The 22,348-nt window shown below is 73.0% G+C and carries 7 protein-coding genes; 2 read left to right on the top strand and 5 right to left on the bottom strand.

Annotated elements, in window-relative coordinates; translation table 11 throughout:
• Positions 1-51 precede the first annotated feature (51 nt).
• Both ACFV9T_RS25155 and ACFV9T_RS25150 read right to left on the bottom strand, forming a co-directional pair.
• On the bottom strand, positions 52-16,464 hold the full coding sequence (locus ACFV9T_RS25155) for a type I polyketide synthase (protein ID WP_385444106.1): 16,413 nt from the start codon (positions 16,462-16,464) through the stop codon (positions 52-54).
• A gap of 455 nt (positions 16,465-16,919) precedes the next feature.
• Positions 16,920-17,207 (bottom strand): YiaA/YiaB family inner membrane protein, encoded by a 288-nt coding sequence (locus tag ACFV9T_RS25150; RefSeq protein ID WP_385444104.1) that lies wholly within the window; start codon positions 17,205-17,207, stop codon positions 16,920-16,922.
• Between the two features lie 335 nt (positions 17,208-17,542).
• Between ACFV9T_RS25150 and ACFV9T_RS25145 the strand changes: the two genes are divergently transcribed.
• A complete protein-coding gene (locus tag ACFV9T_RS25145) occupies positions 17,543-18,097 on the top strand; it encodes a hypothetical protein (RefSeq protein ID WP_385444102.1) in 555 nt (184 codons plus the stop codon).
• A gap of 51 nt (positions 18,098-18,148) precedes the next feature.
• Here ACFV9T_RS25145 and ACFV9T_RS25140 read toward each other — a convergent pair whose 3' ends face one another.
• Both ACFV9T_RS25140 and ACFV9T_RS25135 read right to left on the bottom strand, forming a co-directional pair.
• On the bottom strand, positions 18,149-19,354 hold the full coding sequence (locus ACFV9T_RS25140) for a PucR family transcriptional regulator (RefSeq protein ID WP_385444101.1): 1,206 nt from the start codon (positions 19,352-19,354) through the stop codon (positions 18,149-18,151).
• 165 nt (positions 19,355-19,519) lie between these two features.
• Positions 19,520-20,929, bottom strand: a complete 1,410-nt coding sequence (locus ACFV9T_RS25135) for an MFS transporter (RefSeq protein WP_385444099.1) — start codon at positions 20,927-20,929, stop codon at positions 19,520-19,522.
• A gap of 154 nt (positions 20,930-21,083) precedes the next feature.
• Between ACFV9T_RS25135 and ACFV9T_RS25130 the strand changes: the two genes are divergently transcribed.
• Positions 21,084-21,953, top strand: coding sequence for a helix-turn-helix transcriptional regulator (locus ACFV9T_RS25130; protein WP_385444097.1), 870 nt, complete (start codon positions 21,084-21,086; stop codon positions 21,951-21,953).
• 27 nt (positions 21,954-21,980) lie between these two features.
• Here ACFV9T_RS25130 and ACFV9T_RS25125 read toward each other — a convergent pair whose 3' ends face one another.
• Complete coding sequence (locus ACFV9T_RS25125; protein ID WP_385444096.1) at positions 21,981-22,307, bottom strand: nitroreductase family protein; 327 nt, start codon at positions 22,305-22,307, stop codon at positions 21,981-21,983.
• Positions 22,308-22,348: the final 41 nt, after the last annotated feature.

Raw genomic sequence — 22,348 nt, 5'->3', positions numbered from 1 at the left:
CGACCTTGTCGGTGGATGCAGTCATGTCCTTGCCTCACACTTCGAGCGTCATCAAGAGTCGGGGGTGTCGAGCGCCAGCTGGACGAGCCCGTCGATGTCCATCAGGTCGATCTCGCCGGCCGTGCCCTCGTCCTTCGGCTCGGGCGCTGTCCCCTCGGCGATGTCGGTGCCGTCCGCCAGCTTCAGCAGGGTGTCCAGCAGACCGGCCTCCTGGAGGCGGGCGAGCGGGATGGCGGTGAGCAGGCGGCGGGTCTCCGCCTCGTCAACCGGCACCTCGGACACATCGGGTTCCGCCTGTGTGCCCAGGAGTTGGTCGCCCAGGAACGCCGCGAGCACCGTCGGTGTCGGATGGTCGAAGACGGCGGTGACCGGCAGCCACAGCCCGGTGGCCTCGTTGAGCCGGTTGCGGAGTTCCACCGCGGTCAGCGAGTCGAAACCCACGTCCTTGAACGGCCGGTTCACGTCGACGGCTTGGGGGTCGTCGCGGCCCAGCACGGTCGCGACCGCGTCGCGGACCAGGCCCACCAGGGCCCGCTTGCGCTGGGCGGCGGTGAGCCCGGCCAGGCGCCGCCGCAACGGGCTGCCACCGTGTTCGTCGCTGTCCGGTGCGGCGTCAGCGGCGCGCAGGGCGCGCACCTGTGGGATGCCGTCGAGCAGCGGGCTGGGGCGGGCCGCGGTGAAGGCGGCGGCGAACCGGTCCCAGTCGACGTCGGCGACCACCGGGAAGGTCTCGTCCCGGTCCAGGAGCTGTTGCAGTGCCTCGATCGCCAGCTTGGGCGGCAGCAGCGGAAGTCCACGCCGGTCGAGGGTGCCTTCGGCGACATGGTCGGCGACCATGCCGCGTTCGGCCCACGGCCCCCAGGCCACCGAGGTGGCGGCCAGTCCGCGCGCCCGGCGGTGACCGGCCAGCGCGTCGAGGCAGGCGTTGGCGGCCGCGTACGCGGCGTGTTCGGCGCTGCCCCAGACTCCGGCGATGGAGGAGAACAGCACGAACGCGTCGAGGGGGCGGTCGTGAAGGAGTTCGTCGAGGAGGGCGGCGCCACGGACCTTGGCGCCGACCACCTGGGCCAGCTCGGCGTGCTTCAGTTCCTCCAGGGTGGACAGGCGGTTGACGCCCGCGGTGTGGAATACGGCCGTCAGCGGGTGGTCGCGTTCGACGTCGGCGAGCAGCGCGGCCAGGGCTGTGCGGTCGGTGACGTCACAGGCGGCCAGGGTCACCCGGCAGCCGAGGTCGGTCAGTTCGGTCTCCAGCGCGCCGGCGTCCGGGGCGGCGCGCCCGGCGCGGCTGACCAGGACGACATGGTCGGCGCCGGTACGGGCCAGCCAGCCCGCGACCTGGCTGCCGAGGGCGCCCGTACCGCCGGTGACGAGCACGGTTCCGGAGGGCCGCCAGGGTCGGCCGTCGGCCGTGCCGGTGGCGGGGACGAGCCTGCAGGCGTGGGCGCCGGAGGGGCGGATCGCCAGCTGGTCCTCGTCGCCCGGGTCGGCCAGGAGGCCGCGCAGCCGGGTGCGTACCCGCTCGTCGAGCGGGTCGGGCAGGTCCACCAGGCCGCCCCAGCGCTTGGGGTGCTCCAGGCCCATCACCCGGCCCAGGCCCCAGGTCAGCGCCTGGAGCGGGGCGGCCACCGGGTCGGACGGGTCTGCTTGGACGGCGCCACGGGTGGCGCACCACAGCGGTGCGTCGACGCCCAGGTCGCCGAGTGCCTGGATCAAGGACACGGTGAGGACCTGGCCCAGCGGCAGCTCGGGGTGGCGCGGGTGGGCGGTCTCGTCGAGGGCGAGCAGCGACAGCACGCCGTCGACCGCGTCGTCCTCGGGCAGCGCTTCCCGTACCCGGGCGGCGAGCGCCGCACGGTCGCCGTCCCGGTCGGTGACGGTCACCTGGACCGTACGGGGCGCCAAGTCGGCGAGGGCGTCCGCGGCGCGCCGTGCCTCCGGTCCCGGAGGCACGAGCAGCAGCCAGGTGCCGGTCAGCTGGCGCGGGGACGGTTCGGGCAGGCGCTGCCAGTCGACCCGGTAGCGCCAGCCGTCGACGGTGGTGCGCTCCTGGCGCTGTCGTCGCCAGGACGACAGGACGGGCAGCATCGCGCCCAGCGCGGAGCGGTCGTCGGTCTCCCCGACACACAGCGCGTCGGCGAGTGCCACGAGGTCCTCTTGTTCGACGGCCTCCCAGAAGCGGGCCTCGGTCGGATCGGCCGCGGTCGCCGTCACGGGGGCGGCGGGTGTGGGCCAGAAGCGTTCCCGCTGGAAGGCGTAGGTCGGCAGGTCAACGCGCTGCCGGGCGGGTCCGCCGAGCACGGTCGGCCAGTCGACCGCGGTACCGCGGGCGTAGGCCTCGGCGAGCGAGGTGAGGAAGCGGTCCAGGCCGCCCTGGTCGCGGCGGAGTGAGCCCACCACCGTGCCGTCGCGCACCGGGTCGTCGCCCTCGTCGAGGGTTTCCTGGAGGGCCATGCCCAGCACCGGGTGCGGGCTCATCTCGATGAACGCGCGGTGCCCCGAGTCGAGCAGCGCGCGGGCGGTGTGGGCGAACCGCACGGGCTGCCGCAAGTTGGTGTACCAGTACTCGGCATCGAGGCCGGTGGTGTCGATGCGTTCGCCGGTCACCGTGGAGTGGAACGGCACACGGGACGCGACCGGCGCGACCGGGGCCAGCAGCTCCAGTAGTTCGGCGCGGATCGCCTCGACCTGGGGGCTGTGCGAGGCGTAGTCGACCGGGACGCGGCGGGCCCGGATGTCGGCGGCGGTCAGCTCGGCGTGCAGCCCGTTCAGGGCGTCGGGGTCACCGGCGAGGACGACCGAGCCGGGCCCGTTGAGCGCGGCGACGGCGAGCCGGTCGCCCCACGGCGCCAGCCACGGGCCGAGTTCCGCCTCCGGCAGCGCCACGGACATCATGCCGCCCCGCCCGGCCAGCGTCACCAGGGCGCGGCTGCGCAGCGCGACGACGCGCGCGGCGTCCTCCAGGGTCAGCGCCCCGGCCACGTGGGCGGCGGCGATCTCACCCTGGGAGTGGCCGATCACCGCGTCGGGGTGCACACCGCAGGAGCGCCACAGCGCGGCGAGGGACACCATCACCGCGAACAGCACCGGCTGCACGACGTCGACACGCTCCAGAGAGGGCGCGTCATCCTTTTCGCCCAGTACGTCCCCCAGGGACCAGTCGACGAACGGTGCCAGCGCCTCCTCGCAGGCCAGCAGCTGCTCGCGGAACACGTCCGAGGAGGCCATCAACTCGCGGGCCATACCGGCCCACTGGGCCCCCTGCCCCGGGAAGACGAAGACGACCTTGCCGCCCGGTCCGGCGGTGGCCCGGACCAGGTTCGGGGCGGTGCCGCCGTCGGCGAGGGCGCGCAGGCCCGCGAGGAAGTCCTCGTACCGCTCGGCCACGACCGCTGCCCGGTGTTCCAGGGCGGCCCGGCCGGAGAACAGGGCGTGCGCCACGTCGGTGGCCGCAGGAGCCGGTTCGTCGCTCAACCGGTTCAGTAGGCGTTCGGCCTGCTCGCGCAGCGCAGCGTCGTCGGCGGCGGACAGCAACCACGCGGTCGGCCGCTCCTGCGGCTCCGGCTCCGGCTCCGGGTGGTCGTCGGCGGGCACTGCGGGCTCGGGGCCTGTGGGCGCCTGCTCGACGATGACGTGGGCGTTGGTGCCGCTGACACCGAAGGAGGAGACACCCGCCCGGCGGGGCCGCTCGCCCTCGGGCCACGGCACACTCTGCCTCAGCAGCGACACCCCGCCCGACGACCACTCCACATGCGCGGACGGCTCATCCACGTGCAGGGTGCGCGGCAGCTCACCGTGGAGCATCGCCATCACCATCTTGATCACACCAGCCACACCCGCGGCCGCCTGCGTGTGCCCGATGTTCGACTTCACCGACCCCAGCCACAGGGGCTGTTCGCGGTCCTGCCCGTAGGTGGCGAGGAGCGCCTGCGCCTCGATCGGGTCACCCAACGTCGTCCCCGTGCCGTGCGCCTCCACCGCGTCCACTTCGGCCGGGGTGAGCCGCGCGTTCGCCAGCGCCTGACGGATCACCCGCTGCTGCGACGGACCATTCGGCGCCGTCAACCCATTCGACGCACCATCCTGATTCACCGCACTCCCCCGCAGCACGGCCAATACCGGATGCCCATTGCGCTCCGCGTCGGACAGCCGCTCCACGAGGAGGACGCCGACGCCTTCGCCCCAGCCGGTGCCGTCCGCCGCGTCCGCGAAGGCCTTGCAACGGCCGTCAGGAGCCAAACCGCGCTGCCGGGAGAACTCGATGAACAGGCTGGGCGTGGACAGAACGGTCACACCGCCCGCGAGCGCCAGGGAGCACTCCCCCGAACGCAGGGCCTGGGCCGCCAGGTGCAGCGCCACCAGCGAGGAGGAGCACGCGGTGTCGACGGTCACCGCCGGGCCCTCGAAGCCGAAGGTGTAGGCGACGCGTCCGGAGAGCACGCTGCCCGCGCTGCCGGTGCCGATATAGCCCTCGGCGGCGTCCGTCGAGGCACTGGACAGGACGGCGTAGTCCTGGTTGCTGATACCGGCGAAGACGCCGGTCTGGCTGCCCTTGAGGGCGGTGGGGTCCAGGCCCGCCCGTTCGAAGACCTCCCAGGAAGTCTCCATCAGCAGCCGCTGCTGCGGGTCCATGGCCAGGGCCTCACGCGGACTGATGCCGAACAGTCCGGCGTCGAAGTCGGCCATGTCATGCAGGAATCCGCCGGAGCGAGTGTAGGAGGTGCCCTGGTGATCGGGGTCCGGGTGGTAGAGGCCGCTCAGGTCCCAGCCACGGTCCGTCGGGAAGCCGGAGATCGCGTCGGCGCCGTCCGTGACCAGTCGCCACAGCTCTTCCGGGGAGGCCGCTCCGCCCGGGTAACGGCAGGCCATGGCGACGATCGCGATCGGTTCCGTCTCGGCGACGGCGACGGCCTGCGGCATGGGCGCGACGGTCGCGGAAGCGGCCGACTCCGCCTTCAGGAATCGGGCCAGGGCGGTCGGAGTGGGGTGGTCGAAGACCAGGGTGGCGGGCAGCCGCAGACCGGTGACCTGGCCGAGCCGGTTGCGCAGCTGGACGGCGGCCAGCGAGTCGAAGCCGGTGTCCTTGAACGCCTTGTCGGCCGGGATCGCCGCCGCCGAGGCGTGTCCGAGGACAAGGGCGACCTGCTCGCGGACCAGTTCCAGGAGGGCGGGTTCGCGTTCGTCCTCGGGCAGCGCGGCGATCCGCAGCCGCCACTCGGCGGCCTGGTCCGTGACCGGCCCGCCGCTGCCGGTCAGGTCCTCACGGGCCTCGGGGAGGTCGCTCAGCAGGGCGCTCGGGCGCTGTGCGGCGAACACCCCTGCGAACCGGGCCCAATCGATGTCGGCGACCGCGGTCACCGCCGCCCCGCCCTCGAGGGTCCGGCGCAGCGCCTCGACGGCGGTGTCCCGGTCCATGGGCGCGAGCCCGATGCGGCGCAGGCGGTCGCCGTCCGGGTCTTCGGCGGCGGCCATGCCTGCCCCGGCCCAGGGGCCCCAGGCGATCGTGGTGGCGGGCAGTCCGTCGGCCCGGCGCTGCTCGGCGAGGGCGTCCAGGTAGGCGTTGGCGGCCGCGTAGTTGGCCTGCCCGGCGTTGCCCAGCGTGCCCGCCACGGAGGAGAACAGCACGAACGCCGCGAGGTCGTGGTCCGCCGTCAGCTCGTGGAGGTTGCGTGCCGCGTCGGCCTTGGGCCGCAGCACTCGTGCGAACCGCTCGGGCGTCTGCCCGTCCAGCACACCGTCATCCAGCACTCCGGCCGAGTGGATCACCGCGGTCAGCGGCTGTTCGGCGGGCACGGAGGCGAGCAGGGCGGCGAGGGCCGTCCGGTCGGCCGCGTCACAGGCCGCGATCGTCACGTCGGCACCGAGCGCGATCAGTTCGTCGCGGAGTTCGGCGGCGCCGTCCGCCGCCGGACCGCGCCTGCTGGTGAGCAGCAGGTGTCCGACCCCGTCGCGGGCCAGCCAGCGGGCGACTTCGGCGCCCAGCGCGCCGGTGCCGCCGGTCACGAGCACGGTCCCCCGCGGCTGCCACGGCGTGGCGTCGGCGCTCCCGCGCGGGGCGCGGGTGAGGCGTCGTACGGCCAGCCCCGAGGCACGTACGCTCAGCTGGTCCTCGGAAGCCAGGCCCGCGAGGGCGACCGTCAGACGGGACAGGGACCGCTCGTCCGGGTTCTCGGGCAGGTCCACCAGGCCGCCCCAGCGGTCCGGATGCTCCAGCGCCGCGACCCGGCCCAGACCCCAGATCTGTGCCTGCTCGGGATGGGCGGGGCGGTCGGCGGGGCTCAGGGAGACCGCGCCGGTCGTCAGGCACCACAGCGGCGCCGCCACTTCGGCATCGCCCAGCGCCTGTACGAGGGCGAGGGTTGCGGCGAGGCCCTGAGAGACGGCCGGCTGCTGTGCGGACGGTGCCTCGGCGAGCGCCAGCAGTGAGACGACACCGCTGATGGGTCCGTCCGCCTCGGCGACGGCCGAGGCGATGCGCTCGGCGAGCGGCGCGCGTTCGCCGGTAGCCGTGCCCACCACGACCGGCAGCGTCCGGGCACCTCGTACGGTCAGCGCCCGCAGGCATCCGGCCGCCCACGGGTGGTCCTCCAGGCCCTGCGGGAGCACCACCAGCCAGGTGCCGCTCAGCACCGGTTCCGGTCCGTCCGCCAGGGGCTGCCAGGTGATCCGGTACCGCCAGGAGTCGGCGGCGTGCCGGGTCCGGTGCCGCCTGCGCCAGGAGGCCAGCGCGGGCAGCGCCGCTGTCAGCGACGCCCGGTCGTCCTCGGCCAGTTCCAGCACCTCGGCGACCGTAACGGCGTCGGCGCGCTCGACGGCGTCCCAGAACGCGGCGTCCGCCGGACCGTCGGTGTCCGCCGTCACGGTGGGCTCGGGCCAGTACCGCTCCCGCTGGAAGGGGTACGTCGGCAGCTGAACCGGCCGCGCCCCGCGCCCGGCGAAGAAGGCCGCCCAGGCGACGGGGACTCCCCGGACATGGGCGTGCGCGACGGCCGCGGTCAGGGTCTGTACTTCGGGGCTGCTGTATCGCAGCGCGGGCACGAATTCCGCGTCGGCGCTGTCCTGACCCATCGCGGAGAGCACACCGTCCGGGCCCAGCTCGATGAGCGTCCGCACACCTTGTTCGCTCAACGTCCGCATGCCATCGGCGAATCGCACCGACTCGCACACATGCCGTACCCAGTACTCCGGGTCGCGCAATTCCTCGGCGCCCGCCGGTGCACCGGTGACATTGGATACGACGGCGATACGCGGCGCCTCATACAACAGGCCTTCCGCGACCTGGCGGAACTCCGCCAGCATCGGCTCCACACGCGGCGAATGGAAAGCATGCGAAACCGCGAGCCGCTTAGTCTTACGACCCTGCTGAACGAACCGCTCCGCGATCTCCAGTACGACGTCCTCGTCACCGGACACCACAACGGACGCGAGCCCGTTGACAGCGGCGATCGACACCGTGTCCAAGCCCGCCAGGGCCTCGGCGACCTCGGCCTCGCTCGCCTCCACCGCCACCATCGCGCCCCCGGAGGGCAGCGCCTGCATCAAACGACCACGCGCCGCCACCAGCACACACGCGTCCTCAAGCGACCACACCCCCGCCACATACGCGGCAGCCAACTCACCGATCGAGTGGCCCAGCAGGACATCCGGCGTCACACCCCAAGACTCCAAAAGCCGGAACAACGCCACTTCGAGAGCGAACAAACCCGCCTGCGTGTACACCGTCTGATCGAGCGCGGCCGCGTCCTCGAACACAACCTCCCGCAACGACCGGTCCAACTCCACATCGAACCGCGCACACACCGCGTCGAACGCCTCCGCGAACACCGGAAACGCCGCATACAACTCCCGGCCCATCCCAACCCGCTGCGCCCCCTGCCCGGTGAACAGAAAAGCAGTCCTGCCCGGCTCGGAGGCGACGCCTCGCAGCACGCCGGGGGCGTCGCGGCCCTCCGCGAGGGCGGTCAGCGCGGTGAGGAAAGCGTTCCGGTCGTCGGCGACGACGACGGCGCGGTGGTCCAGCGCCGCGCGGGCGGTTGCCAGCGTGAGGGCGACGTCGGCCGGTTCGGAGGTGTCCGCCGCCCTGGTGTGGGAGAGCAGTCGCCTGGCCTGATCCGCGAGTCCCGACGCGGTGGCCGCCGACAGCAGCCACGGCACGACCGGGGTGGTGACGCGGGCCGGGACGGTGGCGGGTTCGTCGGCGGGCGGTGCCTGTTCGAGGACAGCGTGGGCGTTGGTGCCGCCGATGCCGAAGGAGGAGACGGCCGCCCGGCGCGGCCGGTCGAGGCCCGGCCACTCGCGGGTCTTGGTGAGCAGTTCCACCGCGCCCATCGACCAGTCGACCTGAGGGGTCGGTTCGTCGACGTGGAGCGTACGAGGCAGCACTCCGTACCGCATCGCCATGACCATCTTGATCACACCGGCGACACCGGCGGCGGCCTGCGTGTGCCCGATGTTGGACTTGACGGACCCCAGCCACAGCGGGCGGTCCTCGGGCCGGTCCTGGCCGTAGGTGGCCAGCAGCGCCTGGACCTCGATGGGGTCGCCGAGCCGGGTCCCCGTGCCGTGCGCCTCGACCACGTCGACATCGGCGGCGGGCAGGCCCGCGCCGGACAGGGCCTGGCGGATGACCCGCTGCTGCGAGGGACCGTTGGGTGCCGTGAGGCCGTTCGACGCGCCGTCCTGGTTGACGGCCGAGCCGCGGAGCACCGCGAGCACCCGGTGGCCGTTGCGCCGGGCGTCCGACAGCCGCTCCACGAGGAGGACGCCGACGCCCTCGGACCAGCCGGTGCCGTCCGCGTCCCTGGCGAAGGACTTGCAGCGTCCGTCGGGGGCGAGGCCGCGCTGCCGGGAGAACTCCACGAAGGTGGAGGGCGTGGCCATCACGGTGACACCGCCGGCCAGCGCCAGTTCACACTCACCCTGCCGCAGCGCCTGGGCCGCCAGATGCAACGCCACCAGCGAGGACGAACACGCCGTGTCGACGGTCACCGCCGGACCCTCAAGACCGAAGGTGTAGGCGACCCGGCCGGAGAGCACACTGCCCGCCGTGCCGGTGACCGTGTAGCCCTCGGCCTCGCCAGAGAGTCCGGCGGAGTGGACGGCGTAGTCGTGGTACATGAGCCCGGCGAAAACACCGGTCCGGCTGCCCTTGAGGGCGGTGGGGTCGAGGCCCGCCCGTTCGAAGACCTCCCAGGAGGTCTCCAGCAGCAGCCGCTGCTGCGGGTCCATCGCCAGCGCCTCACGCGGGCTGATGCCGAACAGTCCGGCGTCGAAGTGCCCGGCGTCGTACAGGAATCCGCCGGAGCGGGTGTAGGAGGTGCCGTGGTGGTCGGGGTCCGGGTGGTACAGGCTGTCCAGGTCCCAGCCGCGGTCGGCGGGGAATTCGCCGGTGCCCTCCAGCTCGGAGACGACCAGCCGCCACAGTTCCTCGGGGGAGTTGACGCCGCCGGGATAGCGGCAGGCCATGCCGACGATGGCGATCGGCTCGTCCGTGTCCGCCGCCTTCGCCTGCTGTGGCGCGGTCTCCGGTGTACGGTCGCGCAGCAGTTCACCGTGCAGGTGGCGGGCGACGGCGAGCGGGGTGGGGTAGTCGAAGACCACGGTGGGTGGCAGCCGCAGGCCGACCGCGGTGCCCAGCTGGTTGCGGAGTTCGATCGCGGTCAGCGAGTCGTAGCCGAGGTCCTTGAAGGTCTGCTCGGCTCCGACGGCGTCGGCCGACCCGTGGCCGAGGACCGCGGCCACTTGCTCGCGCACCAGGGTGAGCAGGGTGCGGTGCCGTTCCGCCTCGGGCAGGGCCGCGAGCCGTCCGGCCAGGGAGCCGGGAGCATCGGCGGCGTCGGGTGCGGGGGGCCGCACGAGGTGCCGCAGCAGGGCGGGTACGGGCGTGGTGGCGGCCTGCGCGCGCAGTCCGGCGAGGTTGAGGCGGGCGGGCACCAGCAGGGCGCGGTCGTGGCGTACGGCCGCGTCGAACAGGGCCAGTCCCTGCTCGGTGGGAAGGGGCTGCAGGCCGGAGCGGGCCATCCGGTGCAGGTCGGTCCCGGCGAGTTCGCCGGTCATGCCGGAGGCCTCCTCCCACAGTCCCCAGGCGGGCGCCGTGGCGGGCAGGCCCTGGGCGCGACGGGTGTGGGCGAGGGCGTCGGTGAAGGTGTTGGCAGCGGCGTAGTTGGCCTGGCCGGGGCCTCCGAGATGGCCGTTGACGGAGGAGAAGAGCACGAACGCGGCGAGGTTCGCGTCCTGGGTGAGCTGGTGGAGGTTCCACGCGCCGTCCGTTTTGGGGCGCATCACCTGGTCGACGCGTTCGGGCGTCAGGGTCTCGATGACGCCGTCGTCGGTCAGACCCGCGGTGTGCACGACGGCGGTCAGCGGGCGCGCGGCCGGGAGCGGGTCGAGCAGTGTGGCCAGGGCGTCGCGGTCGGCGATGTCGCAGGCGGCGATGGTGACGTCGGCGCCCAGGGCGCGCAGTTCGTCGCGGAAGCCGGGCATGCCCGGCGCGTCGATGCCGCGGCGGCCGGTGAGGAGCAGATGCCGGGCCCCGTGCTCGGTGACCAGGTGGCGGGCGACGAGCCGTCCGAGGACGCCGGTGGCGCCGGTGACGAGGACCGTGCCGTCCGGGTCGAGGAGCGGAGTGCCGGGGTCGGTGCCGGTCGGCGGGGCCGCGGTGAGCCGCGGGGTGGTGAGGGTGCCGCGGCGCAGGGCGATTTGGGGCTCGTCGGAGGCGACCGCCGTGGGCAGCGCCATGGTCGATCGGGCGTCCGTGTCGAGGTCGACGAGGACGAATCGGCCGGGGTGTTCGGTTTGCGCGGAGCGGATCAGGCCCCACAGCGGCGCGTGCGTCAGGTCGGTGACGGGTTCGTCGGGTCGGGTGCCGATCGCGCCACGGGTGGCGACCACGAGCGTGGTCGCGGTGAGCCGGGTGTCGGCCAGCAGTTCCTGGACGAGTGCCAGCAGGTCGGCGGTGGCGGCACGGGCCCCGGTGGCGGGTCCGGCACCGGTGTCCGGGTGCCCGTCGGCGGTGCGCAGGGTCAGCAGGACGTCCGGCGGCGGGGCGCCGGAGTCGAGGGTCTGCCGCAGGACGGCGAGGTCAGGGTGGCTCGCCACCGTCGCGTCGGCCGCGGCGAGGGCGGTGCCCAGGTCCTCCGGCACGGGGCCGAGGACGGCCCAGGAGGCGGGGGCCCGGCGTGGGGCCTCGGTCTGCGGCGGGGTCCACTCCACCTGGTAGAGCGAGCGGGTGGCGGCGGAGCGCAGCCGGTCCGCGGCGACCGGACGCATCACGAGCGAGTCGATCACGGCGACCGGGCGGCCCAGCGGGTCGGTGGCGGTGACGGTCAGCGCGGCGCCGTCGGCACCGTCGGCGCGGTCGTCGGACGCGATGCGGACACGGAGGGTGTCGGCCCCGGTGGAGTGCAGGGTGACGCCGCTGAACGCGAAGGGCAGCCGCGGGGCCGTGCCGTGTGCGTCGGCGTCGTCGCCGACGCTGTCGAGCAGGGCGGCGTGCAGGGCGGCGTCCAGCAGGGCGGGGTGGATGCCGAAGCGACCGGCCTCGGCGCGCTGCGCCCCTTCCAGGGTGACCTCGGCGAACACCTCGGTACGCCCGGTGGTGCCGGTGTCCCGGCGCCAGGCGCCGCGCAGCCCGCGGAAATCGGGTCCGTAGGCGTAACCGAGGTCGGCGAGCCCGGTGTAGAAGCCGCTCAGCGGGACGGCGGTGGCGTCCTGCGGCGGCCACGGGGCGGGCGGCGCGGCGAGGGTGCCCGGCGCGCTGCTCAGCAGCCCGGTGGCGTGCTGGGTCCAGGGGGCGTCGGCGTTCTCCTGCTCAGCGCGGGAGTGCACGCTGACCGGTCGGTGGCCGGTGGCGTCCGGGGCGGCGACGGCGACCCGCAGGCGTACACCGCCGTGCTCGGGGAGCACGAGCGGGGCCTCGACGGTGAGTTCGGCGATGTGGTCACAGGCCGCGGCGGTCGCGGCGTGCAGGACCATGTCGACGAAGGCGGTGCCGGGCAGCAGGGGCTGGCCGAGGACCTGGTGATCGGCGAGCCATGGGTGGGTGTCCAGGGACAGCCGACCGGTGAAGAGCAGCCCGTCGGAGCCGGGGAGTTCGGCGGCGGCCATCAGCAGCGGGTGGTCACCGTCCAGCAGGCCCGCCGCGCCGACGTTCCGGTCCGTGGTGCCGGGCAGCAGCCAGAACCGCTCGCGCTGGAAGGGGTGGCCCGGCAGCGGCACCCGCTGGACATCCCGGGCGGTGAACGCCTGCGCCCAGCGCACCGGTACGCCCGCGACATGTGCCTCGGCGAGCGACGTCAGCAGCCGGGCGGGGCCGCCGTCGGCGCGGCGCAGGGTGCCGATGACCCGGGCGTCGTCCGCCTCAGCGGCGGCGAAGGTCTCCTCGAGCCCGACGCTGAGCACCGGATGCGGACTGGCCTCCACGAAGACGCGGTGGCCGTCGGCGAGCAGGGCGCGTGTGGTGCGCTCGAACTCCACCGGGTGGCGCAGGTTGCGGTACCAGTACGCGGCGTCGAGTTCGGCGGTGTCGAGGCGTGTGCCGGTCACCGTGGAGTAGAACGGCACCTCGCAGGCGCGTGGGGTGACCGAGGCCAGCTCTGCCGACATCCGTTCGCGGATGGCCGCGACCCCGGCGGTGTGCGACGGGTAGTCGATCGGCACGCGGCGTGCGCGCAGATCCCGCTCGGCGCACTGGGCGAGGAGTTCGTCGAGTGCCGCCGGGTCACCGGCGACGACGGTGGAGGACGGCCCGTTGACGGCCGCGACGGTGAGCCGGTCGGACCAGGCGGCGATCAGTTCGCGGGTGCGGTGCTCGGGCAGCGCGAGGGAGACCATGCCGCCGGAGCCTGCGAGGCCCAGCAGTAGTTGGCTGCGCAGCGCCGCGATCCGGGCGGCGTCGGTCAGGGAGAGGGCGCCGGCCACGCAGGCGGCGGCGATCTCGCCCTGGGAGTGTCCGACGACGGCCGCGGGGCGCACTCCGCAGGAGCGCCAGACCTCGGCCAGGGCCACCATGACGGCGAACAGCGCGGGCTGGACGACGTCGTCGCGGTCCAGCGCGGGCGCGCCGGGGGCGCCGCGCAGGACGTCGGTGAGGGACCAGTCGACGTGGGGGGCGAGGGCGTCGGCGCACTCCTGGACGCGGCGTGCGAACACGGGTGAGGAGTCCAGGAGTTCGGTGGCCATGCCCGGCCACTGGGAGCCTTGGCCGGGGAAGACGAACACGGCTTCGCGGTCGGCACCGACGGTGGTGGTGCCGCGGACCAGTCCGGGCGCGTCCCGTCCCTCGGCCAGCGCGCTCAGCGCGGTCAGGGCCTCGTCGCGGTCTGCGGCCACCACCACCGCGCGGTGCGGCAGCTGCGACCGGCCGGTGGCCAGGGTATGTGCCACGTCGGCGGTGCGCAGCCCGGGCCGGGCTTCGAGGTGGGCACGCAGCCGGGCCGACTGCTCACGCAGCGCGGCCTCGGAACGCGCGGACAGCGACCAGGGCAGTGCGGACCGGCCGGTGGCGGCTTCGGCGTCCCGCACGCCGTGGGCGCCGGTGGCCGGAGCGGCGTCGGCACCAGCAGGGGCGTCGGCCGGTGTCGGCTCCGATTCGATGATCACGTGCGCGTTGGTGCCGCTGATGCCGAACGCGGAGACCGCGCCACGCCGGACGGCACCGCTGGCGGGCCAGTCGACGGTGTCGGTCGGCAGCTCGATGTGGCCTGCGGACCAGTCGACATGGCTGGTCGGTCGGTCCATGTGGAGGGTGCCGGGCAGCCTGCCCTGCCGCAGGGCGAGCACCATCTTGATGATGCCGGCGACTCCGGCGGCGGCCTGCGTGTGCCCGATGTTGGACTTCAAGGAGCCGAGCAGCAGCGGCTGTTCGGTGGTGTGGCCGCGCCCGTAGGTGGCGAGCAGCGCCTCGGCCTCGATGGGGTCGCCGAGCCGGGTGCCGGTGCCGTGTGCCTCCACGGCGTCTACGTCCGCCGCGGTCAGCCGGGCGTTGGCCAGGGCCTGGCGGATGACACGCTGCTGGGAGGGGCCGTGGGGGGCGGACAGGCCGTTGCTGGCGCCGTCCTGGTTGATGGCGGTGCCGCGGATCACGGCCAGCACCTGGTGGCCGTTGCGGCGGGCGTCGGAGAGCCGTTCCACCACAAGCAGCCCGACGCCCTCGGCCCAGCTGGTGCCGTCGGCGGCATCGGCGAACGGCTTGCACCGGCCGTCCGGTGCCAGTCCGCGCTGACGGCTGAACTCGGCGAACATCCCGGGGTTGGGCATGACCGTGACGCCGCCGGTGACGGCGAGGGTGCAGTCGCCCTGACGCAGCGCCTGACCGGCCAGGTGCAGGGCGACCAGGGAGGAGGAGCAGGCGGTGTCGACGGTGACGGCGGGGCCTTCGAAGCCGTAGGTGTAGGCGATACGGCCGGAGGCGACGCTGGCGGTGTTGCCGGTGAGCAGGAAACCCTCGACGCCGTCCGGCGCCTGGTGCATGCGCGGGCCGTAGTCCTGGGTCATGGCACCGACGAACACACCGGTGCGGCCGCCCTTGAGCGAGCCCGGGTCGATACCGGCCGCCTCGAAGGCCCGCCAGGAGGTCTCCAGCAGCAACCGCTGCTGCGGGTCCATGGCGAGCGCCTCGCGGGGCGGAATACCGAAGAAGGTGGCGTCGAACTCGTCGGCGTCGTGCAGGAATCCGCCTTCGCGGGTGTACGACGTGCCGGGGTGGGCGGGGTCCGGATGGTACAGCTTGTCGAGGTCCCAGCCGCGGTTGGTGGGGAAGCCGGTGATGGCGTCGCCTCCGGAGAGCAGCAGCTCCCACAGCTGTTCGGGACTGTGTACGCCGCCGGGGAAACGGCACGCCATGCCGACGATGGCGATCGGCTCGTCGTCGGCGGTGTCCGGCGCCACCGGCTCCGCCACGTGCTCGGCCTCGGTGCCGCGGACGGCCGCACTCAGCCGTTGTACCAGTGATTCCAGGGTGGGGTGGTCGAAGACCACGGCGGCGGGCAGCCTGAGGCCGAGGGCGGCGACGAGCCGGTTGCGCAGCGCCACCGCGGCCGAGGAGTCGATGCCGAGGTCACGGAAGGCACGGCCCGAGTCGGCGCCGACGGCGGCCTGGTCGCCCAGGACCGCGGCGAGTTCGGTGCGCACCAACCCGGCGAGTTCTCGCGGCAGTTCGGTGTCGGACAGTGCGGCGAAGCGGGAGACGGCAACGGCCCGGTCCGGCTCCTGCCGCACGCCGGGGTCGGGTGCGGGCAACTCGACGGGGCGCGGGTCCGTCCCGGCGAACGCACCGGCCCAGTCCACGCTCCCGCCGTGCGCGTGGACTTCGGCCATGCTGGCCAGGCACCGTGCGCGGCCGCCGTCCTCGCGCCGCAGGGTGCCGACGACGGCGGCCACACTGCCGGCGTCGTCCAAGGTCTGCTGGACGCCGAGGGTCAGCACGGGGTGCGGGCTGATCTCGACGAAAGCCGTGGGCCGATGGGTGAGCGCGGCCCGGACAGCGGATTCGAACAGGACGGTGCCACGCACCATCCGGTACCAGTACTCGGCGCCGAGCCGGGTGGTGTCGTAGCGGCCGCCGGTGAGTCCCGAGTAGAAGGGGATGGTCGAGGGGCCGCCGGTGATGGGGGCCAAGTCCCGTAGCAGTCGGTCGCGTACGGAGACGATGTGCGGGGAGTGGGCCGCGTAGCCGACGGAGATGAGCTGGGCGCGCACGCCGTCGGCGACGAGTTCGGCACGCAGGGCGGCCACGGCCTCGGTGTCACCGGAGACGACGGTCCACGAGGGGCTGTTGACGCCGGCGATCGCGATGCGGGAGCCCCACGGCTCCAGGCGCGGGCTCAGCTGATCGACCGGGAGCAGGACGGAAAGCATCTCGCCGTGGCCGACCAGGGACATCTGAGCACGGCTGAAGGCGGCGACCGCGTGCAGCGCGTCGGGGAGGGAAAGCGCCCCGGCGACGTGGGCGGCGGCGAACTCGCCCATGCTGTGGCCGACGACCGCGCCGGGTTCGATTCCGGCGGACCGCCACAGGGCGGCAACAGAGATCATCACGGCGACGAGCGCGGGCTGGGCGACGTCGGGCCGCGCCCACAGGGCAGAGTCCTGATCGCCCGTCAGAAGGTCTTCCAGGGACCAGTCGACGTGCGGCTTCAGCGCCTCGGCGCACGCTGCCAGGGAATCCCGGAAGACGGGCGAGGAGTGCCGCAGTTCACGGGCCATCCCGGGCCACTGGGGACCTTGTCCGGGGAACAGAAAGACCGGCGGTGCGCCGTCGTGAGCCGTTCCGGTGACGAGGTTGGGCGCGGCCGTACCGTCCGCCAACGCCCGCAGCCCGAAGTCCTGTTCCTGGCGGTCGGCGCCTATGAGGACGGCCCGGTGCGGTCCCGTGGTGTCGTCCGCGAGGAGCGCGTGTCCGATGTCGGCGACGGCCCACTCGGGCCGGGTATCGAGATATTCCCGCAGCTGCCGCGCCCTCGCGCGCAAGGCCTTTTCGGTTGGCGCGGAAACGACCCAAGGTAACGTCGGCGAATGACCGTTCGCGCGTCGCCAGGAAAGCGATTCCGACATTCCCCGTCCCCCGTAGCCGATTGATATCTCAACGGTTTTACAACAGGGTCGGGGGTCGGCTGTACGCAGGGGAAAACGATCAGAAATATGCCGCAAAGGCCGACGCGGTAAAGAACATACCGCCAGCCGCCCCCGTGCGCATCACTTACATCCCCCGTGCTGCACGGCGCACACAATCCCCCGCGCCCCGTGATCAACTCGCCACCTAGCTAATACCGTGACTCGGCGGACTGTCAAGCGAGATCATCCTGTGACGAACCACGAGGAGTGACGACTGAATACGCCGAGTTGTTCCGGTGGCGCACCCCGGTGGCAGGTGGCGGGTGGTGGTGCGGCATCTGCTACCCGCCGTCCTGCCGCAGGCCGAGTGCTCACAGCTTTTCGAAGGGGTCGTGCTCGGCGAGGAGCTTATCCACCCGCGCCTGGTCCACGCGGCTGACGATCTGCCCGGCCTCCTGCCGGTCCCGGATGACCTTGGCCAGGGTGAACGCGGAGGTCACCAGGTAGAGCACCGCGATGGCCAGGAAACCTCGTACCCAGGCGTCGGCGTTCAACCGGAAGATGCCGATAGCGGTGGCCGCCATGGCGATGGAAAAAGAGGCGACCGCCTGACCATAGAACGCAGTCGTGCCCTGCTGCTTGACCGGTGTCTCACTCATGGGCAAAGAATCGGCGGCCGCCACCGCTCCCACATCCGCCCAGATACTCAGGTACGTACTCACATCGTTTCGCACGGCGTCCGCGGGACCCCGCCCAGCGCGGACCGCCCCGGGGTGGCGGCCGGTCCGGCAGTCCCAGGCCGTGGATCAGCGCCGCTCGCTGCGTGTCCAGGGCGGGGGCGCAGAGGTTCCGGCCCGGAGGCCCTTGCGCGGGTTCACAGTCCGGCGCCCATCGCGGACCGGTGTTTTCTCCCTGGTTCACGAAGACGCGCCGGGTGGGCGGGCGGAAGGCTGGGCGGCGTCACTTCGTACCCCCTTCCGAGGAGGAACACCGAATGACCCGACACGGAATCAGACGCCTCACCGCGCTGCTGGCCTGCACCGCGGCCCTCACCGGCGCCGCGCTCGGCGCCGGTGGGGCGGCTCAGGCGGCGACCTCGGCGAAGGCGCCGACGCTTTCGGCGGCGAGCACCTGTACCGACCCCAAGACGGGCGTGCCGTTCACCGCCACGATCGAGGGGGACAAGAACGCCAACGCGATCTGGGGCACGCCGGGCAGCGTCGTCAATGCCTTCTCGGGGGACGACTGGGTCTTCTCCGACCTGATCAGCACCTCCGCCGTGGTCTGCCTCGGTGACGGCTCGGACAACTTCAACCCCAGCGACCCGACCGATGTGTCGGTGGGGACGTACTTCGGCGTGAGCGGCCAGAACGGCAATGACAACATCACGGGAGGCACGGGGAACGACTACCTCTTCGGCGACAGCCCCGACAACGCCTCCCACTCCGGCAATGACACCCTGATCGGCGGCCCCGGCTACGACATCGCCAACGGCGGTCCCGGGATCGACCGGTGTGACGCCGAAGTCGAGATCAACTGCGAGCTCTGAGGACGGGTGCCGGGGGCCTCGTAGGGCACACATCCCTTCGGCACGCCGGGCTCATGTCGTCCAGGCGCCGGAGGAGGCCCTGGCGACCACGGCGGTCAGGATGCGGACGCCACGGGCGGATCCGGGGTCGACATCGGTGAGTTGCCGCACCCGCTGGAGACGGTAGTCGAGGGTTCGCGGGTGGATGTTCAGCGCGGCGGCGGTGTTCCTGCGGTGCATGTCATGGGCGTAATACCGCTCCAGGGTGACGAGCAGTTCGGGTCCCCGGGCGAGGCTTTGGGCTATGCCGGACAACCAGGTGTCGATCTCGCGGTCTTCGGCGACGGCCAGTTCGACGAAGACATCGGCCAGGGTGTGCAGGCGACGGGGTACGGGCTGGAGCGGAGCCGCCAGGCTGATGCGCCGGGCGCGCGCGTACGCGTCGGTCAGCGCGCGGACGCGGCCCGTACTGGCGCCGACCGCGCAGGGCAGCGCCACCGCCTGGCCCGCGTCGCGGAGGAAGGCGAGCGCCCGGTCCCGCGCGGACCGGGCGTGAACCGGCCGGGCCGTGCCAGGGGCGCGGTCCTGGTCGGCGGGTATCAGGGCCACCAGCTCCTCCGCCCGGGGCCAGGCCATCGGCACCCGGTGGTGGGCCAGGAGGGATTCGACGATCCCCTCACGTCCTGCGGCGGCCAGGGCGGGACGGCCGGGGACGTGGACGACCACCACCTCGTACGAAGCGGCCAGGCTCATCCCGACGGCGCGGGCGAGGCCAGGGGCCAGGGCGTCGTCGGCGAGGAGGGCCCGGGCGAGCGCGCCCACCCGGGCCGCGAAGGGCAGGCGGCGCTTCTGCTCCGCCGCGTGGCCGCGGGTATAGGCGTCGATGCCGCGGGTGCCCTGTGCGGTGAACCAGACCATGAGCCGCATCAGTTCATCGGTGTTCTCCGGGCCGGAGGCCTCCTGGATCTCCCGGAGCATGAGGTTGGTGTGCAGACCGAGAACCCGCCGCCGGGACGCGGCGGACATCCCCGTTCTGGCCCGCGACGCGCCCATCGACGCGATGTGGTCGAGATCCTCGGGGGTGAGGGGAGTGCCCTCGGGGGCTAACTCCAGGGTGCGGCGTCTGAGCCAGACCGCGTACTCCAGCGCTTCGGCTCTCAGCCGGCCGTCGTCCTCCACGAACCGGTACTCGGGGATCTCCCGTCCGTAGACCTCGACTTCATGGCGTGCGTCGTCCAGAGTGCGCCGGGACAGTGCTGCGAAGAGGTGACTTCCCATCGGTCGGTGCCTCCGTCAGTCTCTCGGGAACTCCCGCAAGACCGCACGGGGACAGCTACACGTACAGCTACACGCAGGGGGCGGTGCTCCACGCGGCGTTCCCGATGTCGGATGGGTCGAAGCCGAGCATGCCACCATTCGAGCTCCCGTGCCGGGGCATGGGGGTCAGGATCCGTGTCGGGCGCTGGTCATTCGGATGGCGGCGAGCGCGGCGACCAGCGCTACGGCGGCGGTCAGGAGGAGGCTGGCGCGCAGCCCGTACTCGAAGCCGTCCGGGGCGGAGATCAGGGCGCCGAAGACGGCCACGGCCAGGGCGCCGCCGATCTGGCGACTGGTGTTGAACACCCCGCTGGCGGTGCCGGTCTGGTGGACGGGCACGTGCTCCAGCAGCAGGGCGGTGGTCGGGGGCATCACCAGGGGGCCCGCCAGCCCCACCGGGATCAGCAACAGCGCGCTGCCCCACACCGGCGTCGAGTCCGGCACCAGGGCCAGCGCGACGGACCCGGCGGTCATCAACGCGAGGCCCGCGATGATCGGTACGCGCGGACCGGTGCGCTCCGCGATCCGTGCCGCGAACGGGGTCAGGCAGGCGCTGAGCAGCATCATCGGCAGGAACGCGATCCCGGCGGCCAGTGCGGACAGGCCGTGCTGCTGCTGGAAGGAGAGGCTGAAGAGGAACGGCAGTCCGTAGAAGCCGACCATGAACGCGAATCCGATGCCGGTGGCGATCACCACTGTCGTGGCGCGGAACAGCTCCAGCGGCACCATCGGGTGCGTGCCCTTGGCCTGCGCGGTCACGAACGCGGCGGACGACAGCACGGCCAGGCCGAGCGCCCCGAGGACCTGCGGCGCGGTGAACCCGGCCTCCCCGGCCTCGATCGCGCCGAAGGTCAGCCCGCCCATGGCCAGGATCCCGGTGATCTGCCCGATCCAGTCGAACGGCGCCGGGCGGGTCGGCGAGTGCGGGGTGCGGGAGAGGAGCAGCAGGGTGATGACGCCGACCGGCAGGTTGCTCCAGAAGATCATCCGCCAGGAGAGCAGGCTCAGCACGCCGCCGAGCACCGGTCCGGCCGCCGCCGCCATGGCACCGCCCATCGCCCATACCCCCACGGCGTGTGCCCGGCGGGCCGGGTCGGGGAATGCCTGGCGTACCAGCGCCATCGAGGTCGGCATGGTGACGGCCGCGCCGATGCCCTGCACCACGCGCGCGGCGACCAGTATCGGCAGCGAGGGGGCCAGCCCGCACGCCACTGAGGCGAGCACGAACAGGACCAGCCCGCCCGCGAAGGCGCGGCGGGCACCGATCCGGTCCGACAGTGCTCCGGCCGACAGCAGCAGCGCGGCGAACATCAGGGTGTAGCCGTCCACGACCCACTGCAGGCCGGTGATGCCGCCGCCGAGCGCGTCACGGATCGAGGGCAGCGCGACGTTCACGATCGTCGCGTCCAGGGTGATCACGAAGAAACCCAGGACGGCGGCGGCCAGCGTCACCACCGGGCGCCGGTCCGTGCCCGGAGTGTCCGAGGCCGGAGTGTCCGAGGCCGCTGACCGGCGCAGAGAAGCGGGGAGGGACATGTCCGTGCGTGGTCCTAACGGGAGGTGCGGATGCCGGGTCCTCATTGCCCGGCCACGTATTCACGGAACCACGCACCCCCGCTGACCAGGGAGTCCTGGCTGGGAGGGGTACTGGCGGGGACCCCCTCGACAGCACACGTCCTACGCTGGAACGGTGCCAGCCGACACCGTCCGCGAAGACATCCGCAACTTCCTCACCAGCCGCCGGGCCCGCCTCACCCCGAAGGACGCGGGCCTGCCCGACGTCGGCGGGCGGCGCCGGGTCAGCGGGCTGCGGCGCTCGGAGGTGGCACAGCTCGCCGCCATCAGCGTCGAGTACTACACCCGGCTGGAGCGCGGCAACGTCCGTGGCGTCTCCGAAGCCATCCTGGCCAGCCTTGCCACCGCCCTCCGCCTCGACGATGTCGAACGCGCCCATCTGGCCGCCCTCGTCCGCGCCGCCAACGCCCCTCACCGCGCCACCGACCGCGACGGCGGAGCGTCACACGTACGCCCCAGCCTCCAGCAGCTCCTCGACGCGATGACCGGCGCCGCCGCCTTCGTCCGCAACGCCCACCTGGACATCCTCGCCACCAACCAGCTCGCCCGCGCCCTGTACCAAGAAGCCCTCGACACCGAGGATCAGCCGCCCAACCTGGCCCGCTTCGTCTTCCGCGACCCGCGCGCCCGACGCTTCTACCGCGACTGGGAGGGCATCGCCCACGACGCGGTAGGCAGCCTGCGCGCCGAAGCCGCCCGCACCCCGGACGACCCGGACCTCACCGGCCTCATCGACGAACTCGCCACCTGCAGCATCGAGTTCGCCGAGCGCTGGGACGCCCACGACGTCGACTACTACCGCAGCGGACAGCAACGCTTCCACCACCCCCACGCCGGTGATCTCGACCTCGACTACGACGCCCTCGAAATCCCCGCCGACCCCGGCCTCACCATCGTCACCTACAGCCTCTCCCCCACCGCGCCCCATGCCCCCGCGTTCCACCGGCTTCGACAACAGCGCCCGCGGGACCTCACCACCACCTGACCTCCGTGAAGGCGTCACCCCCGCCGGTCAGTCGTGGAATGTCGTGGTCTCCCGCAGCGCGGCACGTCCGGTGTCGATGTGGTTCACCGGTGCGGCGTCGTCGGCGTATCCGAACGAGATGCCGACGAGCAGCTTCCCCACGGGACCGTCCAGCTCGGCGCGTACCTCGTCGGCGTAGAAGCTCAGCAGTCCCTGCGGGCAGCTGGCCTCGCCGTACGCGGTCATCGCCAGCAGCAGCGTCTGCATGTGGGCGCCGACGTCGCCCGATCTGGTGGCGGAACTGGGCTGCCGTGAACCCGTCGCGCTCGCCGAGCAGCTGGTGCCCCTCCCGGACGGAGCGGCAAGCCGCGCCATGGCGCTGAACCAGGCGGTCTACGGCAGGCACGCACGCGCGG

The organism is Streptomyces sp. NPDC059850 (genome assembly GCF_042731515.1).
Lineage (GTDB): Bacteria > Actinomycetota > Actinomycetes > Streptomycetales > Streptomycetaceae > Streptomyces.
This window is presented reverse-complemented; position numbering and strand designations above follow the sequence as displayed.

Excerpts from the sequence above, each read along its gene's own strand:
- ACFV9T_RS25150 (WP_385444104.1), bottom strand. The coding sequence starts at position 17,207 with ATGAGTGAGACACCGGTCAAGCAGCAGGGCACGACTGCGTTCTATGGT.
- ACFV9T_RS25145 (WP_385444102.1), top strand. The coding sequence starts at position 17,543 with ATGACCCGACACGGAATCAGACGCCTCACCGCGCTGCTGGCCTGCACC.
- ACFV9T_RS25125 (WP_385444096.1), bottom strand. The coding sequence starts at position 22,307 with ATGGCGCGGCTTGCCGCTCCGTCCGGGAGGGGCACCAGCTGCTCGGCG.
- ACFV9T_RS25135 (WP_385444099.1), bottom strand. The coding sequence starts at position 20,929 with ATGTCCCTCCCCGCTTCTCTGCGCCGGTCAGCGGCCTCGGACACTCCG.
- ACFV9T_RS25140 (WP_385444101.1), bottom strand. The coding sequence starts at position 19,354 with ATGGGAAGTCACCTCTTCGCAGCACTGTCCCGGCGCACTCTGGACGAC.